The sequence below is a fragment of the Klebsiella sp. WOUb02 genome (assembly GCF_050058015.1).
Classification (GTDB): domain Bacteria; phylum Pseudomonadota; class Gammaproteobacteria; order Enterobacterales; family Enterobacteriaceae; genus Klebsiella.
This window is the reverse complement of the sequence record NZ_CP170110.1, coordinates 3,005,860-3,023,295: the sequence shown is the minus strand read 5'-3', so window position 1 is coordinate 3,023,295 and position 17,436 is coordinate 3,005,860. Positions and strand designations below refer to the sequence as shown.

At 60.0% G+C, this 17,436-nt stretch carries 15 protein-coding genes and 2 pseudogenes; all 17 read right to left on the bottom strand.

Translation table 11 applies throughout. The annotated features are described in order from the left end of the window. Positions 1 to 99 precede the first annotated feature (99 nt). The 17 genes and pseudogenes from cutC to dagR all read right to left on the bottom strand — a co-directional run bounded on the left by cutC (position 100) and on the right by dagR (position 17,339). Positions 100 to 3,486 (bottom strand): choline trimethylamine-lyase, encoded by a 3,387-nt coding sequence (gene cutC, locus ABOC21_RS21585; protein ID WP_426813217.1) that lies wholly within the window; start codon positions 3,484 to 3,486, stop codon positions 100 to 102. 25 nt (positions 3,487 to 3,511) lie between these two features. After that, on the bottom strand, positions 3,512 to 4,666 hold the full coding sequence (locus tag ABOC21_RS21580) for a 1-propanol dehydrogenase PduQ (RefSeq protein ID WP_426813216.1): 1,155 nt from the start codon (positions 4,664 to 4,666) through the stop codon (positions 3,512 to 3,514). A 15-nt stretch (positions 4,667 to 4,681) separates the two neighbouring features. Continuing rightward, complete coding sequence (locus ABOC21_RS21575; protein WP_426813215.1) at positions 4,682 to 4,939, bottom strand: EutN/CcmL family microcompartment protein; 258 nt, start codon at positions 4,937 to 4,939, stop codon at positions 4,682 to 4,684. Between the two features lie 26 nt (positions 4,940 to 4,965). Then, positions 4,966 to 6,567 (bottom strand): acetaldehyde dehydrogenase (acetylating), encoded by a 1,602-nt coding sequence (locus ABOC21_RS21570; protein WP_426813214.1) that lies wholly within the window; start codon positions 6,565 to 6,567, stop codon positions 4,966 to 4,968. A gap of 53 nt (positions 6,568 to 6,620) precedes the next feature. After that, entirely contained in the window at positions 6,621 to 6,899 is a 279-nt protein-coding gene (locus tag ABOC21_RS21565; RefSeq protein WP_015585230.1) for a BMC domain-containing protein, read from the bottom strand. Between the two features lie 14 nt (positions 6,900 to 6,913). Beyond that, positions 6,914 to 7,199: pseudogene (locus ABOC21_RS21560) on the bottom strand (BMC domain-containing protein). A gap of 16 nt (positions 7,200 to 7,215) precedes the next feature. Next, the gene (locus ABOC21_RS21555) at positions 7,216 to 7,494 is read right to left on the bottom strand and encodes a BMC domain-containing protein (RefSeq protein WP_010634659.1); all 279 of its coding nucleotides are present in this window, start codon (positions 7,492 to 7,494) and stop codon (positions 7,216 to 7,218) included. Positions 7,495 to 7,908: 414 nt separating this feature from the next. Continuing rightward, positions 7,909 to 8,427 (bottom strand): FidL-like protein, encoded by a 519-nt coding sequence (locus tag ABOC21_RS21550; protein WP_426813213.1) that lies wholly within the window; start codon positions 8,425 to 8,427, stop codon positions 7,909 to 7,911. Further along, on the bottom strand, positions 8,424 to 9,236 hold the full coding sequence (locus tag ABOC21_RS21545; RefSeq protein ID WP_426815556.1) for a winged helix-turn-helix domain-containing protein: 813 nt from the start codon (positions 9,234 to 9,236) through the stop codon (positions 8,424 to 8,426). The genes ABOC21_RS21550 and ABOC21_RS21545 overlap by 4 nt, the downstream gene beginning before the upstream one ends. Positions 9,237 to 9,280: 44 nt before the next feature. Then, positions 9,281 to 9,865, bottom strand: a complete 585-nt coding sequence (locus ABOC21_RS21540; RefSeq protein ID WP_426813212.1) for a TetR/AcrR family transcriptional regulator — start codon at positions 9,863 to 9,865, stop codon at positions 9,281 to 9,283. Between the two features lie 149 nt (positions 9,866 to 10,014). Next, positions 10,015 to 10,761: a 2-dehydro-3-deoxy-phosphogluconate aldolase gene (dagF, locus tag ABOC21_RS21535; RefSeq protein ID WP_426813211.1), complete on the bottom strand. Its 747-nt coding sequence runs from the start codon at positions 10,759 to 10,761 to the stop codon at positions 10,015 to 10,017. Continuing rightward, positions 10,748 to 11,857 carry a D-glucosaminate-6-phosphate ammonia lyase gene (gene dgaE / locus ABOC21_RS21530; protein WP_426813210.1) on the bottom strand — a complete coding sequence of 370 codons (1,110 nt, stop codon included), beginning with the start codon at positions 11,855 to 11,857 and terminating at the stop codon, positions 10,748 to 10,750. Before dgaE ends, dagF begins: the two co-directional genes overlap by 14 nt. A 3-nt stretch (positions 11,858 to 11,860) precedes the next feature. Further along, positions 11,861 to 12,721, bottom strand: coding sequence for a PTS system mannose/fructose/sorbose family transporter subunit IID (locus tag ABOC21_RS21525; protein WP_426815555.1), 861 nt, complete (start codon positions 12,719 to 12,721; stop codon positions 11,861 to 11,863). Continuing rightward, positions 12,718 to 13,467 carry a PTS mannose/fructose/sorbose/N-acetylgalactosamine transporter subunit IIC gene (locus tag ABOC21_RS21520; protein WP_004857504.1) on the bottom strand — a complete coding sequence of 250 codons (750 nt, stop codon included), beginning with the start codon at positions 13,465 to 13,467 and terminating at the stop codon, positions 12,718 to 12,720. Before ABOC21_RS21520 ends, ABOC21_RS21525 begins: the two co-directional genes overlap by 4 nt. A gap of 24 nt (positions 13,468 to 13,491) precedes the next feature. Further along, positions 13,492 to 13,978: pseudogene (locus ABOC21_RS21515) on the bottom strand (PTS system mannose/fructose/N-acetylgalactosamine-transporter subunit IIB). A gap of 10 nt (positions 13,979 to 13,988) precedes the next feature. Continuing rightward, entirely contained in the window at positions 13,989 to 14,417 is a 429-nt protein-coding gene (locus ABOC21_RS21510; protein ID WP_133600783.1) for a PTS sugar transporter subunit IIA, read from the bottom strand. 120 nt (positions 14,418 to 14,537) lie between these two features. Next, the gene (gene dagR, locus ABOC21_RS21505) at positions 14,538 to 17,339 is read right to left on the bottom strand and encodes a transcriptional regulator DagR (protein WP_426815554.1); all 2,802 of its coding nucleotides are present in this window, start codon (positions 17,337 to 17,339) and stop codon (positions 14,538 to 14,540) included. Between the last annotated feature and the right edge of the window lie 97 nt (positions 17,340 to 17,436).

Genomic DNA, 17,436 nt, shown 5'->3' with positions numbered 1-17,436 from the left:
GCCCTCCGGCAGGCCGCAGTAACCTTATCTGCGGCCCGCCCTCGGTGAAGAACTTCCTGTTATTTCTCAAATATGGCTCAAATATTTCTCAAATGACGCCTAGAACTTCTCAATGACCGTGCGGCTGATAATTTCATCCTGTACTTCCTTGCACAGTTCGACGAAGTAGGCGCTGTAGCCCGCCACGCGGACGATCAGGTCGCGGTATTTTTCCGGCTCCTGCTGGGCTTTTTTCAGCACTTCGTTATCGACGTAGCTGAACTGCATCTGGCCGTTGCCGAGAATCGAGGCGGTACGCAGCAGCGTGATCAGGCCGTGGCGTCCTTCAGGCGTATCCAGCAGGCCTTTGAGGAACTTGAAGTTGTGCACCATGCCGATGTTCATGGTCTCCACGTTCATCTTGCTGACCGACTTGATTATCGCCGTCGGGCCCTGCTTATCGGCGCCCTGGGTCGGGCTGATACCGTCCGAAAGCGGCATCCACGCCAGGCGGCCGTTCGGCGTCGCGTTGGTCAACTCGCCGATCGGCGTGTTGTTGGAGATCGACAGGGTGCCGTGGCTGAGGGTGGAGTAGAGCATCTGGTACTTACGGCACTCGCGCTCGGTCCACTCGGTAATATCCAGCGCGTACTGGTCAACGTAGTTGTCGTCGTTGCCGTATTTCGGCGCATTCAGGCAGTCGCGGCGCAGCCCTTCGAAGCCTTCAAAGTTCGCTAGCAGCGCGTCGCGGATCTGCTCGAGGGTATATTTTTTATCTTCATACACCAGCTTGCGGATCGCAGCGAGGGAGTCGACGTAGGTCGCCAGACCGGAGAAGATTAGCCCCGGCCCGTGGTTGACCATCGCGCCGCCGGCCGCCACGTCTTTACCGCTCTCCATGCAGCCTTCCACCAGTAGCGACATCAGCGGTTTCGGCGCCACGTCGCGGTGCACGCGCTGGCTGATCACCGTGCCGATTGCCGACAGGCGCACGATATGGGCAATCTGCTGTTTCACCGCCGCGTCGAACGCTTCGAAGGTGTGCAGGTCGCGCAGATCGCCGGTATCCAGCCCCTGATAGCTATCGAACAGCACCATCCGGCCGCGGTTCAGCACGAACTCGATGGCGATGGGCCACTGGGTGTAGCCGGTGGAGGTCCACTGGTAGATGCGGCCGGATTTCTGCGGCTCCACGCAGCCCATCAGGCAGTAGTCGCGGGCGTCTTCGAAATCGAAGCCTTTACGCAGCATCATCTTGATATGGGAGTCATCGAAGTGGCAGGCCGGGAAGCCCATGCCCGCTTTCACCACGTCGACGATTTTTTCCATGTACTTTTGCGGCGACTGGTTGTGAATGCGGCAGGCCAGCGACGGCTGGTAAACCTTCACAAAGCGCACGGCGTCCATAATCAGATAAGTGAGATCGTTGCAGGCATCGCCGCCGGAGCGCTTCTGGCCGCCGACGGTCAGGTTGATAAACGGCTGATAGCCGGCGAAGTATTTCGCCCCCAGCTCGCTGGACATCCACATCAGCTCGGCGCACTTGATGATAAAGGCCTGCATCATCTCCAGCGCGGACTCGTGGGTCAGGCGGCCTTCGCGAATATCGGCCTCAAACATCGGGTAACAGTACTGGTCAACGCGGCCGAGGGAGAGGCCGGTCTGGTTCTCTTCGACTTCGAACAGCGACTCCACGGTCCAGATGCTCTGCAGCGCTTCCTGCAGGGTTTTCGGCGGGTTGGCCGGCACGTTCTGATTAACCTCGGCGATGGTCAGCAGCTCGGCGCGACGCCGGGCGTTCTGCTCCGCGGCCGCCAGTTCGCGGGCGTGGGCGGCGATGCGGTGGGAGTAGTTAATGACCCCTTCGCAGGTTTCGATCGCCGCTTTGTAGTAATAAATACGGTCGATATCTTCCGGGTTTTCCATGCTCAGCCGATCGAGGCGGGCCTGCGCATCGGCCTTAATGCCGTTCATTCCTTTGGTGAACAGCAGGACGTCGTAGCCCGGGCAGGTATCGCCGCCGCCGTTGATCTGGTGATAGGAGAGGTCGCTGACGAAGGTCTCGCCGCTGAACGTCCAGACGCCGGCTTCGCGATACTGCGCCTCGCAAATTTCATCCAGCGAACGGCCTTCCCAGAACGGCACGATCTCTTCGCGAATGGTTTTTTTATCTTCTTCGCTGATCTCAAACGGATCCTGCGGGCGGGTGCTCATGGTGTCGAGCTCGTCGCGCACCCAGCGCCAGGCGATATCCGGTGAGAAGGCGCCCGCGCGCGGTTTGCCGCACGGATGGCCGACGATAAGTTCGTCATCCTGAATCAGGATCGGCGCGGTTTCGCAGGCGTGACGGAACGCTTTGGCGCGCAGCAGAATGGTTGGCATGCCCGGATTGGCTTTGACCACTTCGGTAAAGGCCAGCGCGCGGTAGATCGAGACGCTCGGGCGCACGGTCAGGTAGTGGTTACGCAGGCGCTGCATGCGCGGGGTTAGCCCTTCCATCACCGGCGTATCGCCGCAGGCGGCAAACGGCGCGGTAGAGACTCGTTGCGCGCCGCGGAACAGGCGCACCGGCAGATTCAACGCGCTGAGGTTGCGCTGCGCGCTGAGGAACATGTCGGAGAGCGCGTTGATGCTGGCGTTCTCAAGGCTCGCGCCGTGCAGCAGGGCGTCAAACATCGGGTAGCCGTCGATGGCGCAGGCGGCGCGGACTTCACTCAGCTCCGCCAGCTTGAACCACAGGCATTCGACGATTTCATAGGCCTGCTGCGGCGTCAGGGCGCCGCTGTCGATATCGCGCTGATACCACGGCAGCAGGGCCTTATCGGCGCCTTCCGGGTTCACCGCATAGCTGCCGTTATCGAGCTGCAGCGCGAGCTGGAACAGATAAAAGGCCTGGCAGGCTTCTTTAAAACTACGCGCCGGGTGGGCCGGAACCTGGTGCAGGATGGCGGCGCTGTCGCGCAGCTCGCTCTGACGATAAGCGTTGCTTTCGCCGGCGGCTAAGGTTTCCGCGCTGGTGGCCAGGTTTTGGGCCAGGGTCAACAGCCCGTCGCAGGCGTAAATCGCCGCGCGGCAGCCGTTGACTTCATCCATGCCGCTGCGGCTGACGGCGCTGCCCAGGCTGCGGGTTTTCTCTTCGAGCTGGTGCCTGATCGCCAGCACGCCTTTCTCGATGACCAGCTTATAGTCCGGAGAGTCGAGGTCGCCGTTCAGATTGAGAAACTGAAACGCCGACGGGCGATGGGCCGCGCTTTCATCGTGAAAAATTGCCCCGTGCGGTTTGCGGGTCTGGTTGCCGACGATCAGCTCGTCGGCGCTGATGCACAGCGGCAGCTGGCGCATCAGTTCATAGAAGCGGCGCGCCGGTTTAACGGCGGCGGGGACGCCCGCGATATCGCCATCAAGGGCGTTCAGCGTCGTGGCATGTTCGGTGCACAGGGTGCTTTTTTGTGCGAGTAAACGTTCTGCCAACACGTTGACGCGCGGCGTTAAGCTGTAGTGTGCCATAGGTAAGGTTCTCCAGTTCTCGTTATCAGTGGCCCTGAACGGCGCCGCCGGTCCACGCCCGGCGATAGAGTTCGGTTAAAGCGTGAGCGTCCGGCGTGCGCGGGTTGGTGGGGGTACAGCTATCGCGCAGCGCCTGACCGACCATTTCCGCCAGCCGGCGGTCAAAATCAGCGGCATCGACGCCGGTGTCGCGGATGCCGGCCGGCATGGTCATTTCGTCTTTTAATGTCTGAATGGCGATCAGCAGGCTGGCGACGCCCTCGCGGGGGCTGGCGGCCGGCAGATCCAGCAGATGCGCCAGGCGCGCGTATTTGCGCGCGGCATCGGTATCACATCGCCCGTGATAATCGGCGTTCCACGCCACGACCTCCGCCATCAGCAGCGCGTTGGCGCGGCCGTGCGGGACGCGGAAGACGCCGCCAAGCGCGTGGGCGAGGCTGTGGGTGATGCCGAGGGAGGCGTTGGTGAAGGCCATGCCCGCCATGCAGGAGGCGTTGTGCATCTTTTCCCGCGCCAGCAGGTCGTCGCCGCTGCGCCAGCAGGTCGGCAGGTAGCGAAACACCTGCTGCACCACTTTTTCCGCCAGCGCGTCGGAAAAGTCGCTGGCATTGAGAGAGACGTAGGCTTCCAGCGCGTGGCACAGAACGTCCATCCCGGTATCGGCGGTGATCGCCGGCGGCACCGAGGCCACCAGCGCCGGGTCGAGAATGGCGATATCCGGCAGCAGGGACGGGTCCACCAGCACCAGTTTTTCGGCGTGGGCTTTCACCACCGAAAAGGCGGTCACTTCAGAGCCGGTGCCGCTGGTGGTGGGGATCGCCACGAAGCAGGGACGTTCGCGGCGGGCGTGCGGACGGGTTTGCGCCAGGGCGAAAATAACCGCTTTGGCGGCATCAATCACCGAACCGCCGCCGAGGGCGATAACCAGATCCGGATAGCTGCTGTCCATCAGCTTCATACCGCGCACGACGGTGGCGATATCCGGGTCGGCCACCACGTCGTCCCAGAGCTGGAAGGGGATGCCGCGCTGGTGCAGGATCCGGGTCACGCGCTCGGCGAGACCAAATTTCACCATCGCCTTATCGGTGACCAGCAGGACGCTGCGGGCGGGAAGCTCGTTGAGGACCGCAAGCGCGTCCTGACCAAAGCGGATCCGGGGTTTCAGCAAAAATTCACTCATTGGACTATTCACTCCTTAAGCGTCCCGAAACACGTTCTCGACAATGGCAACCACCGACATGGCCCGGTAGCGGTCCCGGTTGAGCGCTAAATACTCTTCGGCCAGCACGATGTCGTGCATGCCGGCGCCGACGCTATCGACGGCAACCCAGGTCTGGTCCTTCATTGGCCGCTGCTCATCGTCTAATTTGGTGATTAACAGCAGGTTGCTGCCGCGTAGCTCAGCGCATTTCTGCGTGGCGACCACATGTCCGACTACCTTTGCGAGAATCATCGTTTTTATCGCCTTATCTCAATGCGTTACTTACCAAGACGCTCCAGCACCTGGCGGATAACGCGCTCCACGTTTTGCTCGTTGATGTCGCCTTCCGCCTCGACGGCCGCGCGGACCGCAAAACGATCGTCCGCCGTCGCGCTGTGGGTCACAGCGGCAGCGACGGGCGCGGTGAAGCGCTGGTCGTCAAAAATGCTGCGGTGCGGGTTATCAACCGGGGCGACGATGGTGGGCTGCGGTTCAGGGCGGCTGCCCGGAGCGCGCAGTTCATCAATGGAGCGCACGCCGTAGCCCACCCGGCGGATGTTGAGCAGGTTCATTGGCCCGACGTTATCGGAGCTGGAACCGCCGCCGACGGCGCCGCAGCCAAGGGTTAATGCCGGGGTGATATTGGTGGTCGCCCCGATGCCGCCCAGCGCCGCCGGCGTGTTGATCAGAATGCGGTTAACCGGTTTTTCGAGGCAGAACTGGCGAATGACGTCCTGGTTACGGGTGTGGATCACCAGGGTGTGGCCGAGGCCTTCGTTGGTCAGCAGCTCCATCACCCGGTTGCAGGCCGCCTTCCAGTCCTCTTCCACGTACAGGCCGAGTACCGGACACAGCTTTTCGCGAGAATAGGGGTTTTTGTGCGAGACGGTGGTTTGCTCGGCGATCAGCACCCGGGTGCTGGCCGGGACGCTGAAGCCGGCCATCTGGCTCAGATACAGCGCGGTTTTGCCAACCACTTTCGGGTTGATGGTGCCGTTGGCGCGCAGCAGCAGGGCCGCCATTTTCGCCGCTTCGCCCTCGTTCATAAAGTACGCGCCCTGGGCTTCCAGCTCGCGATGGACTTCGTCGTAAATGCAGCGTTCGACGATGATCGACTGCTCGGAGGCGCAGATCACTCCGTTATCGAAGGTTTTGCTGGTGATGATATCTTTCACCGCGTGGGGGATATCGGCGCTGCGTTCGATAAACGCCGGGCCGTTGCCCGGACCGCCGCTGATGGTCGGGGTGCCGGAGGCATACGCCGCGCGCACCATCCCTTCGCCGCCGGTGGCGAGAATCAATGAGACCTCTTTGCTGTGCATCAGTTCGGAGGTGGCTTCGAGGGTCAGTTGGGTGATCGCGCTGACGCTGCCCGCCGGGGCGCCTGCGGCTTCGGCGGCGCGCTTAACGATCTCTATCGCTTTCCAGCTGCACTCGCGCGCGCCGGGATGCGGCGAAAAGATAATCGCGTTGCCGGCCTTGAGGGCAATCAGCGTTTTATAGATAACGGTCGAGGTTGGGTTGGTGGACGGCACCAGCGCACAAATCACCCCCAGCGGCACGCCCACGTCCATCACTTTTTTTAGCGGATCGTCATGAATGATGCCGACGGTCTTCATATCTTTGATGGCGTCGTAGACGCGCAGCGAGGCAAAACGGTTCTTCAGCACCTTGTCCTGCCAGTTGCCAAATCCGGTCTCTTCCGAGGCCATTTTCGCCAGCGCTTCGGCGTGGTGCGCCGCTTCCTGGGCCACGTTTTTCACGATGGCGTCGATTTGCTGCTGCGAAAAGGTGGCCAGAATCGCCTGGGCCTTTTTGGCGCTGCGCACCAGTTCCCGCGCGTTCTGGCGGGACTGCAAATCGTTATCCAGTTCAATCATGAGTCTATCCTTCATCAGACGAAAAGAGTGGAGACGGGGCGCGCCCTGTCAGGTCATGCTTTGTGCTGCGACGCGATTTTCTCGATATCGTTATGCGGTCGCGCAATGACGCGAGAGGTGACGACTTCGCCGATGCGTTTCGCCGCTTCCACGCCGGAGTCCACCGCCGCGTTCACCGCGCCGACGTCGCCTTTCACCATCGCGGTGACCAGCCCGGAGCCGACGTTTTCATAGCCAATCAGCTCGACGTTGGCGGCTTTACACATCGCATCGGCGGCTTCAATACAGGCCACCAGACCTTTGGTTTCGATCAGACCAAGCGCTTCTTTCATCATGTTGTCTCCCGTTATTCCGCGACTTTGTAATGCGCGACGATTTTGTTGATGTCGTTATGCGGACGCGCGATCACCAGCGAGTCTCACCACTTCCCCGATGCGCTGCGCCGATTCCACGCCGGAATCCACCGCCGCCTTCACCGCGCCGACGTCGCCTTTCACCATCGCGGTGACCAGCCCGGAGCCGACATTTTCATAGCCAATCAGCTCGACGTTGGCGGCTTTACACATCGCATCCGCCGCTTCAATGCAGGCCACCAGACCTTTGGTTTCGATCAGACCTAATGCATCACCCATTTGCGTTCTCCTGGCCTTAAGCCTTGTGTTTAATAACAATTTTGTTGATGTCGTTATGCGGACGCGCGATAACCAACGAGGTCACCACCTCGCCGATGCGCTGCGCCGATTCCACGCCGGAATCCACCGCCGCTTTTACTGCCCCGACGTCGCCTTTCACCATCACGGTGACCAGCCCGGAGCCGATGTTTTCATAGCTAATCAGCTCGACGTTGGCGGATTTGCACATCGCATCCGCTGCTTCAATGCAGGCCACCAGGCCTTTGGTTTCAATAAGCCCCAATGCATCACCCATGGTTTTTCCTCCAGACAGGTTTGTGATTCGGGAAAACCGTCCGCGTAACGGCGTCAACACGCGGTAGCGGCGTTCGAGGTTCACTATAGGGAATGGCGAGTGAAGTGAAATTTAAATCCGCTTGGGTTCTGTTTTTAGTTTTTTACTCTGTGATTTAGCCTTTTAAGGCGCTGTATTTATCTCTTTATGCTGATTGAGACCGATGGAATTGGCTGTGGATGCGGCGAGTTTTACGCCACCCGGACCGGCGGCAGGGAATGTTAATGAGTTGCTAATTTATTGCTGGGGCAGGGTAATATATCCATCCATTAAGTGTGGTTATGGTCATGTTTTTCGCCGGGAGCTAAACGCAAAAAGTGCGCTTTTAGCGCATGCGGTGGCGCAGGAAAAAGGCGGGGCGGGTGGGACAGGACGTCAGACGAGCTTGCTGCCGGACTTCAGGGTGCAAACGTAGAGCGGCGAATTGATCGAGCTGAGCAGAATCGCCTTCTCGTTGAGCTTCTGGGCGTTGAGAAACAGCCCGTCGTGGCTGTCGGACATCTCGCGCATAAAGTAGGCGAAGATGACGTCCGGGGATTCGTCGATCGATGAGGCGCTGGATTCCCAGCGGCTGATGCGGTAGTGGCGCTCGGTTGAGGAGATGCGTTTACTGGTATAGCTGAATTTAACGTAGCGCTGCAGGTAGAGCCAGCCGGCCGCGGAGTCGGTATAGCCTTCAACGACCATCGAGCCTTTGCCGTGGGCGGCAAAATTGAAGTGAATATTGCCGTTAACGTTCTCTTTATCCATGTTTTCAAAACGCATAATGGCTTTGGTCGAGCAGCTCATCGCCCCGTCGTTTTCCGCCGGCAGCAGCTTCCAGGCGCTGAGCCCGGCCGCGGTGATAAACGCCAGGGCGGAGAGGGCGAAAAAAGGCCGGGGTGCGAGTCTCATTGCGGTTTCCATGAGTAGTAGAAATAGTTATCGCAATAGCTGAAAGGATTGTCTTCATGCATCGCGCAGTGGGCGAGGAAGACGCGGCCCAGGCCGTTGGTCTCCAGCCGATCGCCGTAGAAGAAGACAAAACGCTCGCCGGGTTTGCACTCCAGCTTCAGCCGCTGGCGCACGGCATCAAAGTTTTTGCCGTAGGCGGTGCCGGCCACCGAGCGTAGCATCTCGTCGCTGGCCAGCAGTTCGCACTGGCTGTGGGTCATCTGCGTCAGAGTAATGGGGCGTGATTCGCCGCTGCCGAAAAAGCTGAAAAGCACCAGCAGCAGGGCGATGGTCAGTAGACAAACGCCGGCGATATACCAGCAGGTGCCGCGGGCATGCCGGGTTGGTTTCGGGCTCTGCGCCGCGGCCGGCGGCACGGCGTCCGGCTCTGCGGGCGGCAGCGACGGCGGTTCCGCCTGCGGTTCCAGCGGCGCGGGGGCGTCCAACTGATGGACGGTGATTTCCGGGTTCAGCTGCAGCAGTCCGCGCGAGACGGTGACGATAATATTGTCGATCTCATAGTGGCGGAAGGTTTTGCGCAGCATGCTCAGATACTGATTCAGGTTGCTGTTCGAGGAGGTTAATCCGTTGTCGTCCCAGACCTTTTTGAGCACCTCATCGCGGCTGACAATCTCCGGATGACGCAGAAAAAACCACAGCAGCGCGCTGGCGGTGATCGACAGCTGGCTGTCCGCCTCATCGCTTCCCGGTAGGAGTAGTGTGCCGTCCGTTGCATCATAAATGAGACGGCCATTGATGTTGTAGCGCATCGCGGCCTCAGTCTGGTTGCCTGACTCATCAGGCTCAACATGCTTCACGCGGGAAGCGTCATCCTCGTTAGATCGCTGACCAGCGATCGCCGGTGTTCGGCGCTCATGGTGCGCCCCTCGGTTAGCTCCGATAGCCAGATGCCGTCCGCCGCGTAGCGTACCAGGGTGCCGATGTGGCCGTTATCCAGCGCATCGCCCCGCGCGAGGTGATCCAGCATCCAGTCGCGCCAGCATTTTCGCAGCACCGGCTCATCCGGCATCGCCAGCGACAGCACCATCAGCTGGCGGCTCTCCTGGGTGTCCGTCAGCTCAGGGGCCGATAGATAGTGCAAATAGGCGCGGGTAAAGCGGCCATAAGAGACATTATCCGCGGCCATCAGCTCGGCGATCGCCTCTTCCATAATCGCCAGCAGGCGGGCGAATAGGGCAAAGATCAGCGCCTGCTTATTGGGGAAGTGGTGCAAAAGACCGCCTTTGCTCACCCCGGCTTCGCGCGCCACGGCGTTCAGCGACAGCGAGGCGATACCGTCCCTGCCGGCAATCATCGCCGCGGATTCCAGCAGCTGCTGATGTAAACGGACGGGGTCTTTTTTTCGGTGTTGGGCTTCCAGGTTCATGGCCTGAATCATACCGACCAGACGGTATGATTATTCTTGATCGCTATCAATGTGAGAGGGAGTGTGCGGCGATGGAATGCTGTTATTGCGCGGAGGCTCACAATTCGTCATATAAATCAGCGCGTGGCGTGCGGCAGTCGCTGCCGCACGAGGCCGGATCTTTAATCGACAAGATCCTTGACGATATTCATCAAGCGGCGAATATCTTCCGGGCGGGTATTACCGCTTTGCGGATCGATGATTGAGCTGTAGATATGCGGCATCACCTGCGCAACGCCGGCCTGCAGGCAGGCTTGCAGAATGACGGCGAAGTTATTCAGGTCGATACCGCCGGTGGGTTCAATCAGCGTCATGCCGTTGTGCGCGGCGCTTTGGGCGAGAACCTTTAGCTCATCCAGCGAGCGTTCGCCGTCCATGGGAAAGAACTTAGCGGCGTGGGCGCCCATATCCTGAATCATCCTCACCGCCGCATCGCTGGAGACCCTGGTCGGCGTTCCCTGCGCGCTGCTGACTCCGGTGGAGATAAGCACCTCTCCGGGACTGCCGGTGGGGCTTATCAGCGCATTGATCCGCGTGTTTTGCCCGCCGGTAGCGGCCAGCGCGCCTGCCGCGAAGCCGCAGCCGGTAAAGGTCTGATTGACGTGGGCGGGATGAAGCTTCGCCGAAATCATCGCCGCTTTATAGAACTGGGCCGGATCGCCCGCCCCCAGGCCGACGGAAATAGCGGGAATGTCCGTCATCCAGCGGCGCACTTCCGCCACGCCCTCATCGACGCCAGAGAACTGTGCGGATAAAACGCCAATCACCGCATGGCCTTCGGCGGCGTCGTGAATCTCCCGGGCGTTGGCGATATCTTTTGCCAGAACGTTAATCGCGACCCGCCGGCGATAAAAGTTAATCTGCTGCATATTCGGTAATCTCCTTGAGTCGCGCGATAATAAGCGCCATCTCACCTGCGGCAATGGTCCGCGGATCGAGGCTAAACGCGCCCAGATGCAAAGCGTAGCGGCGGGCGTAGATGGCGATTTCGCCGCCGCGCAGTCGGGCTTCGACTTCGCCGGCATCGAGGCCCAGGGCCTCTTTATCGACCCTAACCCGAATGCGCCAGATGGCCCGCCCGGCCTCATCCTGTTCGATATCCGCCTTTAGCCCGCGTAAGGCGGATATCGCCTCGGCGAAGGGACGCAGGGCGGCCGCATCGGGAGCCGGAGCGGCTGCCTGATAGCGATTGAGGGCATACACCAGGCCGACCATATTTTCTTTGCCAATCTTCATCGCCCTGGCGATGCCGTTATGCTGCGCCTTACAGGCCGCGATCCAGGTGCGTTTTCCGCTAATAAAGCCGGAAGTGGGGGCGTTGAAGGCCTTGGCGCCGCTGTAAATCACCATATCCGCGCCGGTGGCGACCCAACGGCGAAGATCCTCTTCGGCGGCGGCATCGACAATTAGCGGCAGGTTGTGCCGCCGGGCGACCTGCACAAAGTCGTCGATGGCGAGCATCCCTTTTTGCACGCAGTGGTGCGATTTCACAAACAGCAGCGCCGCTGTACGGTCGCTGACGGCGCTCTCCAGCTGCCAGCGCGCGGCGAGATTGCTGGACCCGACCTCGACCACCCGTCCGCCGCCGAGGCGGATCGCGCTGGTTATCGGTGCGCCGTAATCGACGTTGTGGCCGCGCAGGATAATGATTTCGTTGGCCAGACCGCTGCTATCCGGCATCTGCGCGACCTTATCCGGCTCGCCGCGGGTGATCGCCGCGGCCACCGCGATGGCAATGCCCGCCGAGGCGCAGGACGTCAGGTAGCTATCCTCGGCGCCGGTGTGGGTGGAGATAAGCTCCCCGGTGCGGTCGGTGAGCTTATCGATTTCCACGAACGCGCTGGCGGCTTCGGCCGCGGCCTGCATCACCTCCGGGTCAACGGACGATACGCCAAGGATCGTCATTTTGCCGCAGGCGTTAATCACCCGCTTTAGCCCAAGCCGTTGATAAATATTATCGTTCATGGCCTACAGCACTCCCGTCAGCGAGCAAACGATGCTGATCGCGACAATCGACAGTAAAATCGTGGTGTAGCGCGGACCCTTTTTCAGCAGATAGAAGTAGACGGCAAAGACCGCCGCCAGCGGCAGCAGGCCCGGAGCAATAGAGTCGAGGATCTGCTGCACCACCACCTCGGAGCCTTTCAGCGCGCTGATTTTCAGCGGCGTGGTGATTTTGACGTAGCTTGCCGAAAGCGCGCCCATCATGATCAGGCCCAGCACGTTGGCGCCGTAGATCAGCTCCTTGATGCGCCCCCCTTGCAGCAGGCCGATTATCGAATCCCGCCCGAGGGTGTAGCCTTTATGCACTAGCCCGTAGCTTATCGCCATGGTGATCGCCGGGTAGAGGATCAGCGGCGCGATGCCGCCAAAGGCGCTGCCGCCGGCGGCGAAGGGGATAAAGATCGCAATCAGCAGCGGCATGACCGCGGCCCAGATTATTGAATCGCCCATCCCGGCCAGCGGCCCCATCAGGCCGGTTTTGATCCCGGTAATGGAGGCGTCGCTAATCGGTTCGCCGCGGGTTTTCTGCTCTTCCATGGCGATAGAGATACCCTGGATAACCGCGCCGAAAGTTTGCTCGGAGTTAAAGAAGTTGAGGTGGCGCTTCAGGGCCTCGGCCTGCTCCTCTTTCTCCGGATACAGCTTTTTGATAATCGGCGTCATCGAGGCGCAGAACACCAGGCTCTGCAGACGCTCGTAGGAGCTGGATACTTCCGCCCCCAGCCAGTAAATCAGCCAGGCCTTGGTGATATCGGCTTTGCTCAGCGCCCGGCTTTCACGGGCCCGTTCAACCAGCTCATGTTGCATGACATCGCTACTCATTATGCCGCCCCTTCATTTTTGGCGAGGCCTTTAATCAGGAAGGCCACGCAGGTACCGAAAATCGCCATCGCCATGATGTCCACCTTCAGGTAGAGCACCGCAAAGAATCCGCCGATAAACCACGGCAGCAGGCTCTTCTTACCAATCACCATGATGGTGATGGCGAAGCCCAGCGCGGGCAGGATGCCGCCCATAATTTCAAACGAGTGGGTCAGCCAGTGCGGCATCAGCTTGAGGAACTTCTCAACCACGCTTTGTCCGAAGTAGTTGGCGGCAAAGACCACCGGGAAGCGCAGCAGCAGCCCAAGCAGGGCCGGGTAGATGAAGGCGCAGCGCATGATCCCCGTCATGTTGGCGCTCTCGGCATGTTTATCGGCCATATGCACCCACGCCGCGTTCAGCGTCCGGCGCAGCTGATCGAGGAATACCCCGATCACGCCAAACGGAATCGCCAGCGCGATCGCCAGGTTCGGCTCCATCCCCGCCTTCACGGCAATAGGTATGGCGATACAGGCGGCCAGCGCCGGATCCGACGGGACGTTACCACCCGGCGTGGAGGTGACGCCCAGATACACCAGCTGCATACCCGCGCCGATGATCATCGCGGTCTTCATATCGCCCAGCAGCAGGCCGACGAAAACGGCAACCACGACGGGCTGCAGCAGCATGGCGGAGAAGGTATAGCCTAAACGTAATCGAGCGAACCAGTAATAGAGTCCCATCAGGCTCGCAAAAAGCAATGTGTCCATAGTTTTTACCTGCTTATCAACTGGTTAGAATTTTTTCAGGATGTCGTCCAGTGACTGGGGTTTATCTTCCGGGATCGTCTGGAAGAACACCTGAATTCCGCTGTTTTTCAGCTCACCCAGGATACCGACGTCTTTTTCATCGAGGGTGATGTTCTGAAATACGGCTTTCCGGTTTGGCCCGCCGCCAAGTCCGCCGACCTGAATCGAGGTGACGTCGAAACCCTGCTGCACGGCCTGCTGGATTGCGCTGAGGGACGGAAACAGCACCAGCACGTTCCCCTCGCCGAGTCTGGTTCTCCCGCCAGGCCGCGGTAAAGCTGGCATTGCTGAAACAGTCGACTTTGATATTCGGCGGCGCCGCCATCAGGTAGATATTTTTCATAAACGGATCGGCGTCGAGCTCGTCGCTGACCACGGCGATACGGTTAGCCTGCGACTGGCCGACCCACTTGGTGACAACCTGGCCGTGAATCAGACGGCTATCGATACGACATAAAACGATTTTTGCCATGAAGGGCTCCTTAATGATTTAACTGGTTCACGTGGGCGACGACGTCGCGACAGCTGCTGCGTCCGGCTTCCACCAGCTCGTTGACGCAGCGGGTCAGCGGTCCCTGTTCGCGCTTATCCAGCGCTTCCAGCAGTAGCGAAGCGTTGAGGCCGCAAATCACGGCGATCGGATAGTCGGCGCTCAGGCGGGCGGCGACGTTAGAGGTGGTGCCGCCAATAAAGTCGGTGAGGATCAGCGAGCCTTCCGGCATCGACTTCACCGTCGCCTCAACGCGCTGGTAATACTCGCCGAGGGTATCGACGGGCATCAGGGCGATTTCCGTCACGCCTTCAATTTCGCCCGTGACCATGCGCAGGCTGTTGCAAAGCGGCGTGCCCCAGCCGCCGTGCGTCAGCAGCAGAATTTGCGGTAATGGGTGTGCAGGTACAGTAGATGACAAGGTGGCCTCCTGGCGCCGTTTTATAGACGCTATTGATAGAGCAAAGGCCGTGCCAGCATTAGTGTCATCTACGGGGGAGGAGGGGAGCTGGCGGGCCGATGGGCCGCGCCAGTAAAGGGATTAGCTATACAATAATTCGTAGATATAAATATATTCCGCATCCGATAAGCGGATGGCGTAGGCCTCCTCCACCGGGTGGAAGGCGGATTTAATGACACTAAAGGCGTGAGTATCCATATCGGGCTTCATTTCCAGCGCCATCTGTAACGGTTTGCGGTTAATCACGATACGCTCGACCATACAGCAGCAGTGGATCAGGAAGCGTAGTGTCACCTGGCGGCTGGGGGCGATCGCCAGGGTCGCGCGCAGCTGGCTGAGGACGCCTTCCATCTCTTTGAGGATGCGCTGCGGGTTGAGCACCGAAATATGGTTGATGATGCTTTCCATCGTCAGCGCGCTGATAAACCGGGACGCGCTGCGCTCCATCTCCAGCCGCCGCTCGGCGCTGGAGAGATCGGGAGTCAGCAGGCTTAACACCAGCTCCGGGCCCTGCTCGGAAAACAGCTCTTCCAGCGAGATAAACGGAATATCCGGCAGCCCGGGCTGGAAGGTCCCGACGATGCCCGCCAGCCGCTCGTGGGCGTTAATGGCCTGCTGCACGCGCTCCGGGCTGCGCACTTCGTTATAGTCGAGGATCACCATGCGGGTATCCTGCGACATCAGCTCGCCGAAGCTCTCCTCCAGCACGGTTTTGATTTTCTCCGCCGTGCCCATGCCGGTAATGCAGGAGATGACCAGCACTTTGCCGACGTTTTCCTGCTGCGGGGTGCATAGCTGGCTGGGGATGCCTTTTTCCTGCATAAGCGCCGCCAGCCGCGGCAGGTCGCTGGTCTCGTAGCTTAGATCGAGGCCAATCTCCAGCAGGCTGGTCAGGGTGATATCCGGCAGCAGCAGGACGTCTATCTGGAACAGCTTGCTGATGGTGCTGCCGAAATGCACCAGCGAGCCGATATCGACGATCAGGATCAGCCGCTGCCAGCGCCGTGCCTGCATCAGCCGGATTAACGCATCCAGGGTGTCGTGCACCGACTGTTCGAACGGCATATCGATGGCGCTGAACAGTTCGCGCTCCAGCACCCGATTGACGTACTGCGCCATGCTGGTGGCGGTAGTGGCGCCGTGAGCGATCAGTATCACTCCGCAGTCGGGGCTGACGCCGATCCGCTGGCGGTAATGGCGGCACTCTTTGAGGAACAGGCACAGCCAGACCACCTCCGTCGCCGGGCACTGAATATTCAGCAGATCGTTGATTTTCCTGCATAGCTGGGTGGCATTCTCATATTCATCTTTACAGCGATCGAGAATTAAACTGGAGGAGTAGAGCTGCGGGATCAGCCCCCGCTGGACGTAGCCGATCAGCGCCAGCAGGTGCTTGCGCAGGGGATTGACCAGATTTTCCGGCAGGGAAAAGCCCAGGATCTGTTCTACATAGCCGATCAGCAGGGCGACGCGCTCTTCAATCTGGTCGCCATAGCGCGGCGAACGCGTGCCGCTGTCGCGGCTGTAGAGGCCATATTCGAAAATGGAGCTGAGCTTGTTTTTGAGAATGGCCAGCGTCTCTGCGGGCGGAACGTTACTGTTGCGCAGATTGACGTATTCGCGGGTCAGGAAGCTATAGAACAGATCGCTCTCTTCGATGCCGCCATCGCCGCCCGCCGGGCTTTTAAGCTGCGGCAGCGTGCGGGCGTCAATACTGAGCAGGGTTTTACCATTGAACAGCGCGTCGACCAGTATCCGCTGCTCCTGGGTGGGGTTAGTGGAACCGTCCGCCAGCTTGCCATCCAGCAGCAGGACATCGTGCTGCGCCGCCATCCCTGACGCCCAGGCCTGGGCGCATAAAAACTGGATATCGCTTTTTAGCTGACCGATATTGCCTTCCAGCGGCTTATTCAGCAGCCACAGCAGCAGCGTTTTATCGATGCTTACTGAGCGCTCAATCTTGCGGCTCTCCCGCTGCAGGAAGCCGATAATCAGTTCGATCTGCTCCTCCAGCGAGCGCTGGCGGATGCCGGGGAGATCGATGGAGACCTGAATGCGGCGTTGAAAAGTGCGCAGCAGCGACGAGCTCACCGGCTCGGTGGTGGCGCAGATAAGGCGTACGGTGATGCTTCGCGCCGGGCCGCTGGCGCCCAGAGGGCGATACTCGCCTTTATCCAGCAGCGAGAAGAGTTTCTCCTGACCTTCATAGGGCAGGCGATGGACTTCGTCGAGCAGCAGATAGCCGCCGTCGGCCTGTTCAATCAGGCCGGTCTTGCTCTCCGTTGCGCCGGTAAACGCCCCCTGTCGATGGCCAAAGAGATGGGAGGAGAGCAGCTCCGGGTTGTTGGCGTACTCGGCGCAGTTAAAGTACACGAGAGGCGGAGGGCTATCGTCGCTATGTTCGCAGGCGTAGCGGTGCATCAGCTCGGCGAAAAAAGTCTTCCCGACGCCGGAGGGGCCGGTCAGCAGCACGTGCAGCCCATGCGGATAGAGCACCGCCGCTTTACCTTTTTCCACCGCATCCCGCAGGCTGCGATCGTGGCCGATTAGCAGCGAGAACGGATCGCTAGCCGATGGCAGATCCCGATCAGGCAGCAGGTCGCTAATGGCGCCGATTTCGCGCTCCGATTCAGCCAGCGGCCGATCCAGCAGGGTTTGAGTCGCCTGCAGATGCAGAAAGAATACCGGGCGTCCGCGGGTTTTGATAACCAGCCCGTCGCTCCACAGCTGGTTTAAATCCTTGCTGACGGAGTTGCGCGCCAGGCCGAGGTTAAAACCGATTTGCTCTGCGGTGAAGGCGCCGGCGCCAGCGGCCAGGTCGTCCCGGCTGATGGTCTTCGTCAGCCGCTCCAGTTCACGCAGTACTACCTCAATACGTCTCATCTCGTTACCGGATTGCTTAAAGGTGATGTTTGAGAACATACACCATCCTGGCCGATGAGAAAGAGACGAGAAACCAACTTGCGGGCGTCTGACTACA

Bases quoted from the DNA above. Each gene is read 5' to 3' on its own strand.
- dagF (WP_426813211.1), bottom strand. From the start codon at position 10,761: ATGCAGCAGATTAACTTTTATCGCCGGCGGGTCGCGATTAACGTTCTG.
- ABOC21_RS21575 (WP_426813215.1), bottom strand. From the start codon at position 4,939: ATGATTCTCGCAAAGGTAGTCGGACATGTGGTCGCCACGCAGAAATGC.
- dgaE (WP_426813210.1), bottom strand. From the start codon at position 11,857: ATGAACGATAATATTTATCAACGGCTTGGGCTAAAGCGGGTGATTAAC.
- cutC (WP_426813217.1), bottom strand. From the start codon at position 3,486: ATGGCACACTACAGCTTAACGCCGCGCGTCAACGTGTTGGCAGAACGT.
- ABOC21_RS21540 (WP_426813212.1), bottom strand. From the start codon at position 9,865: ATGATTCAGGCCATGAACCTGGAAGCCCAACACCGAAAAAAAGACCCC.
- ABOC21_RS21550 (WP_426813213.1), bottom strand. From the start codon at position 8,427: ATGAGACTCGCACCCCGGCCTTTTTTCGCCCTCTCCGCCCTGGCGTTT.
- ABOC21_RS21580 (WP_426813216.1), bottom strand. From the start codon at position 4,666: ATGAGTGAATTTTTGCTGAAACCCCGGATCCGCTTTGGTCAGGACGCG.
- ABOC21_RS21545 (WP_426815556.1), bottom strand. From the start codon at position 9,236: ATGCGCTACAACATCAATGGCCGTCTCATTTATGATGCAACGGACGGC.
- ABOC21_RS21555 (WP_010634659.1), bottom strand. From the start codon at position 7,494: ATGGGTGATGCATTGGGGCTTATTGAAACCAAAGGCCTGGTGGCCTGC.
- dagR (WP_426815554.1), bottom strand. From the start codon at position 17,339: ATGAGACGTATTGAGGTAGTACTGCGTGAACTGGAGCGGCTGACGAAG.
- ABOC21_RS21570 (WP_426813214.1), bottom strand. From the start codon at position 6,567: ATGATTGAACTGGATAACGATTTGCAGTCCCGCCAGAACGCGCGGGAA.
- ABOC21_RS21520 (WP_004857504.1), bottom strand. From the start codon at position 13,467: ATGGACACATTGCTTTTTGCGAGCCTGATGGGACTCTATTACTGGTTC.
- ABOC21_RS21565 (WP_015585230.1), bottom strand. From the start codon at position 6,899: ATGAAAGAAGCGCTTGGTCTGATCGAAACCAAAGGTCTGGTGGCCTGT.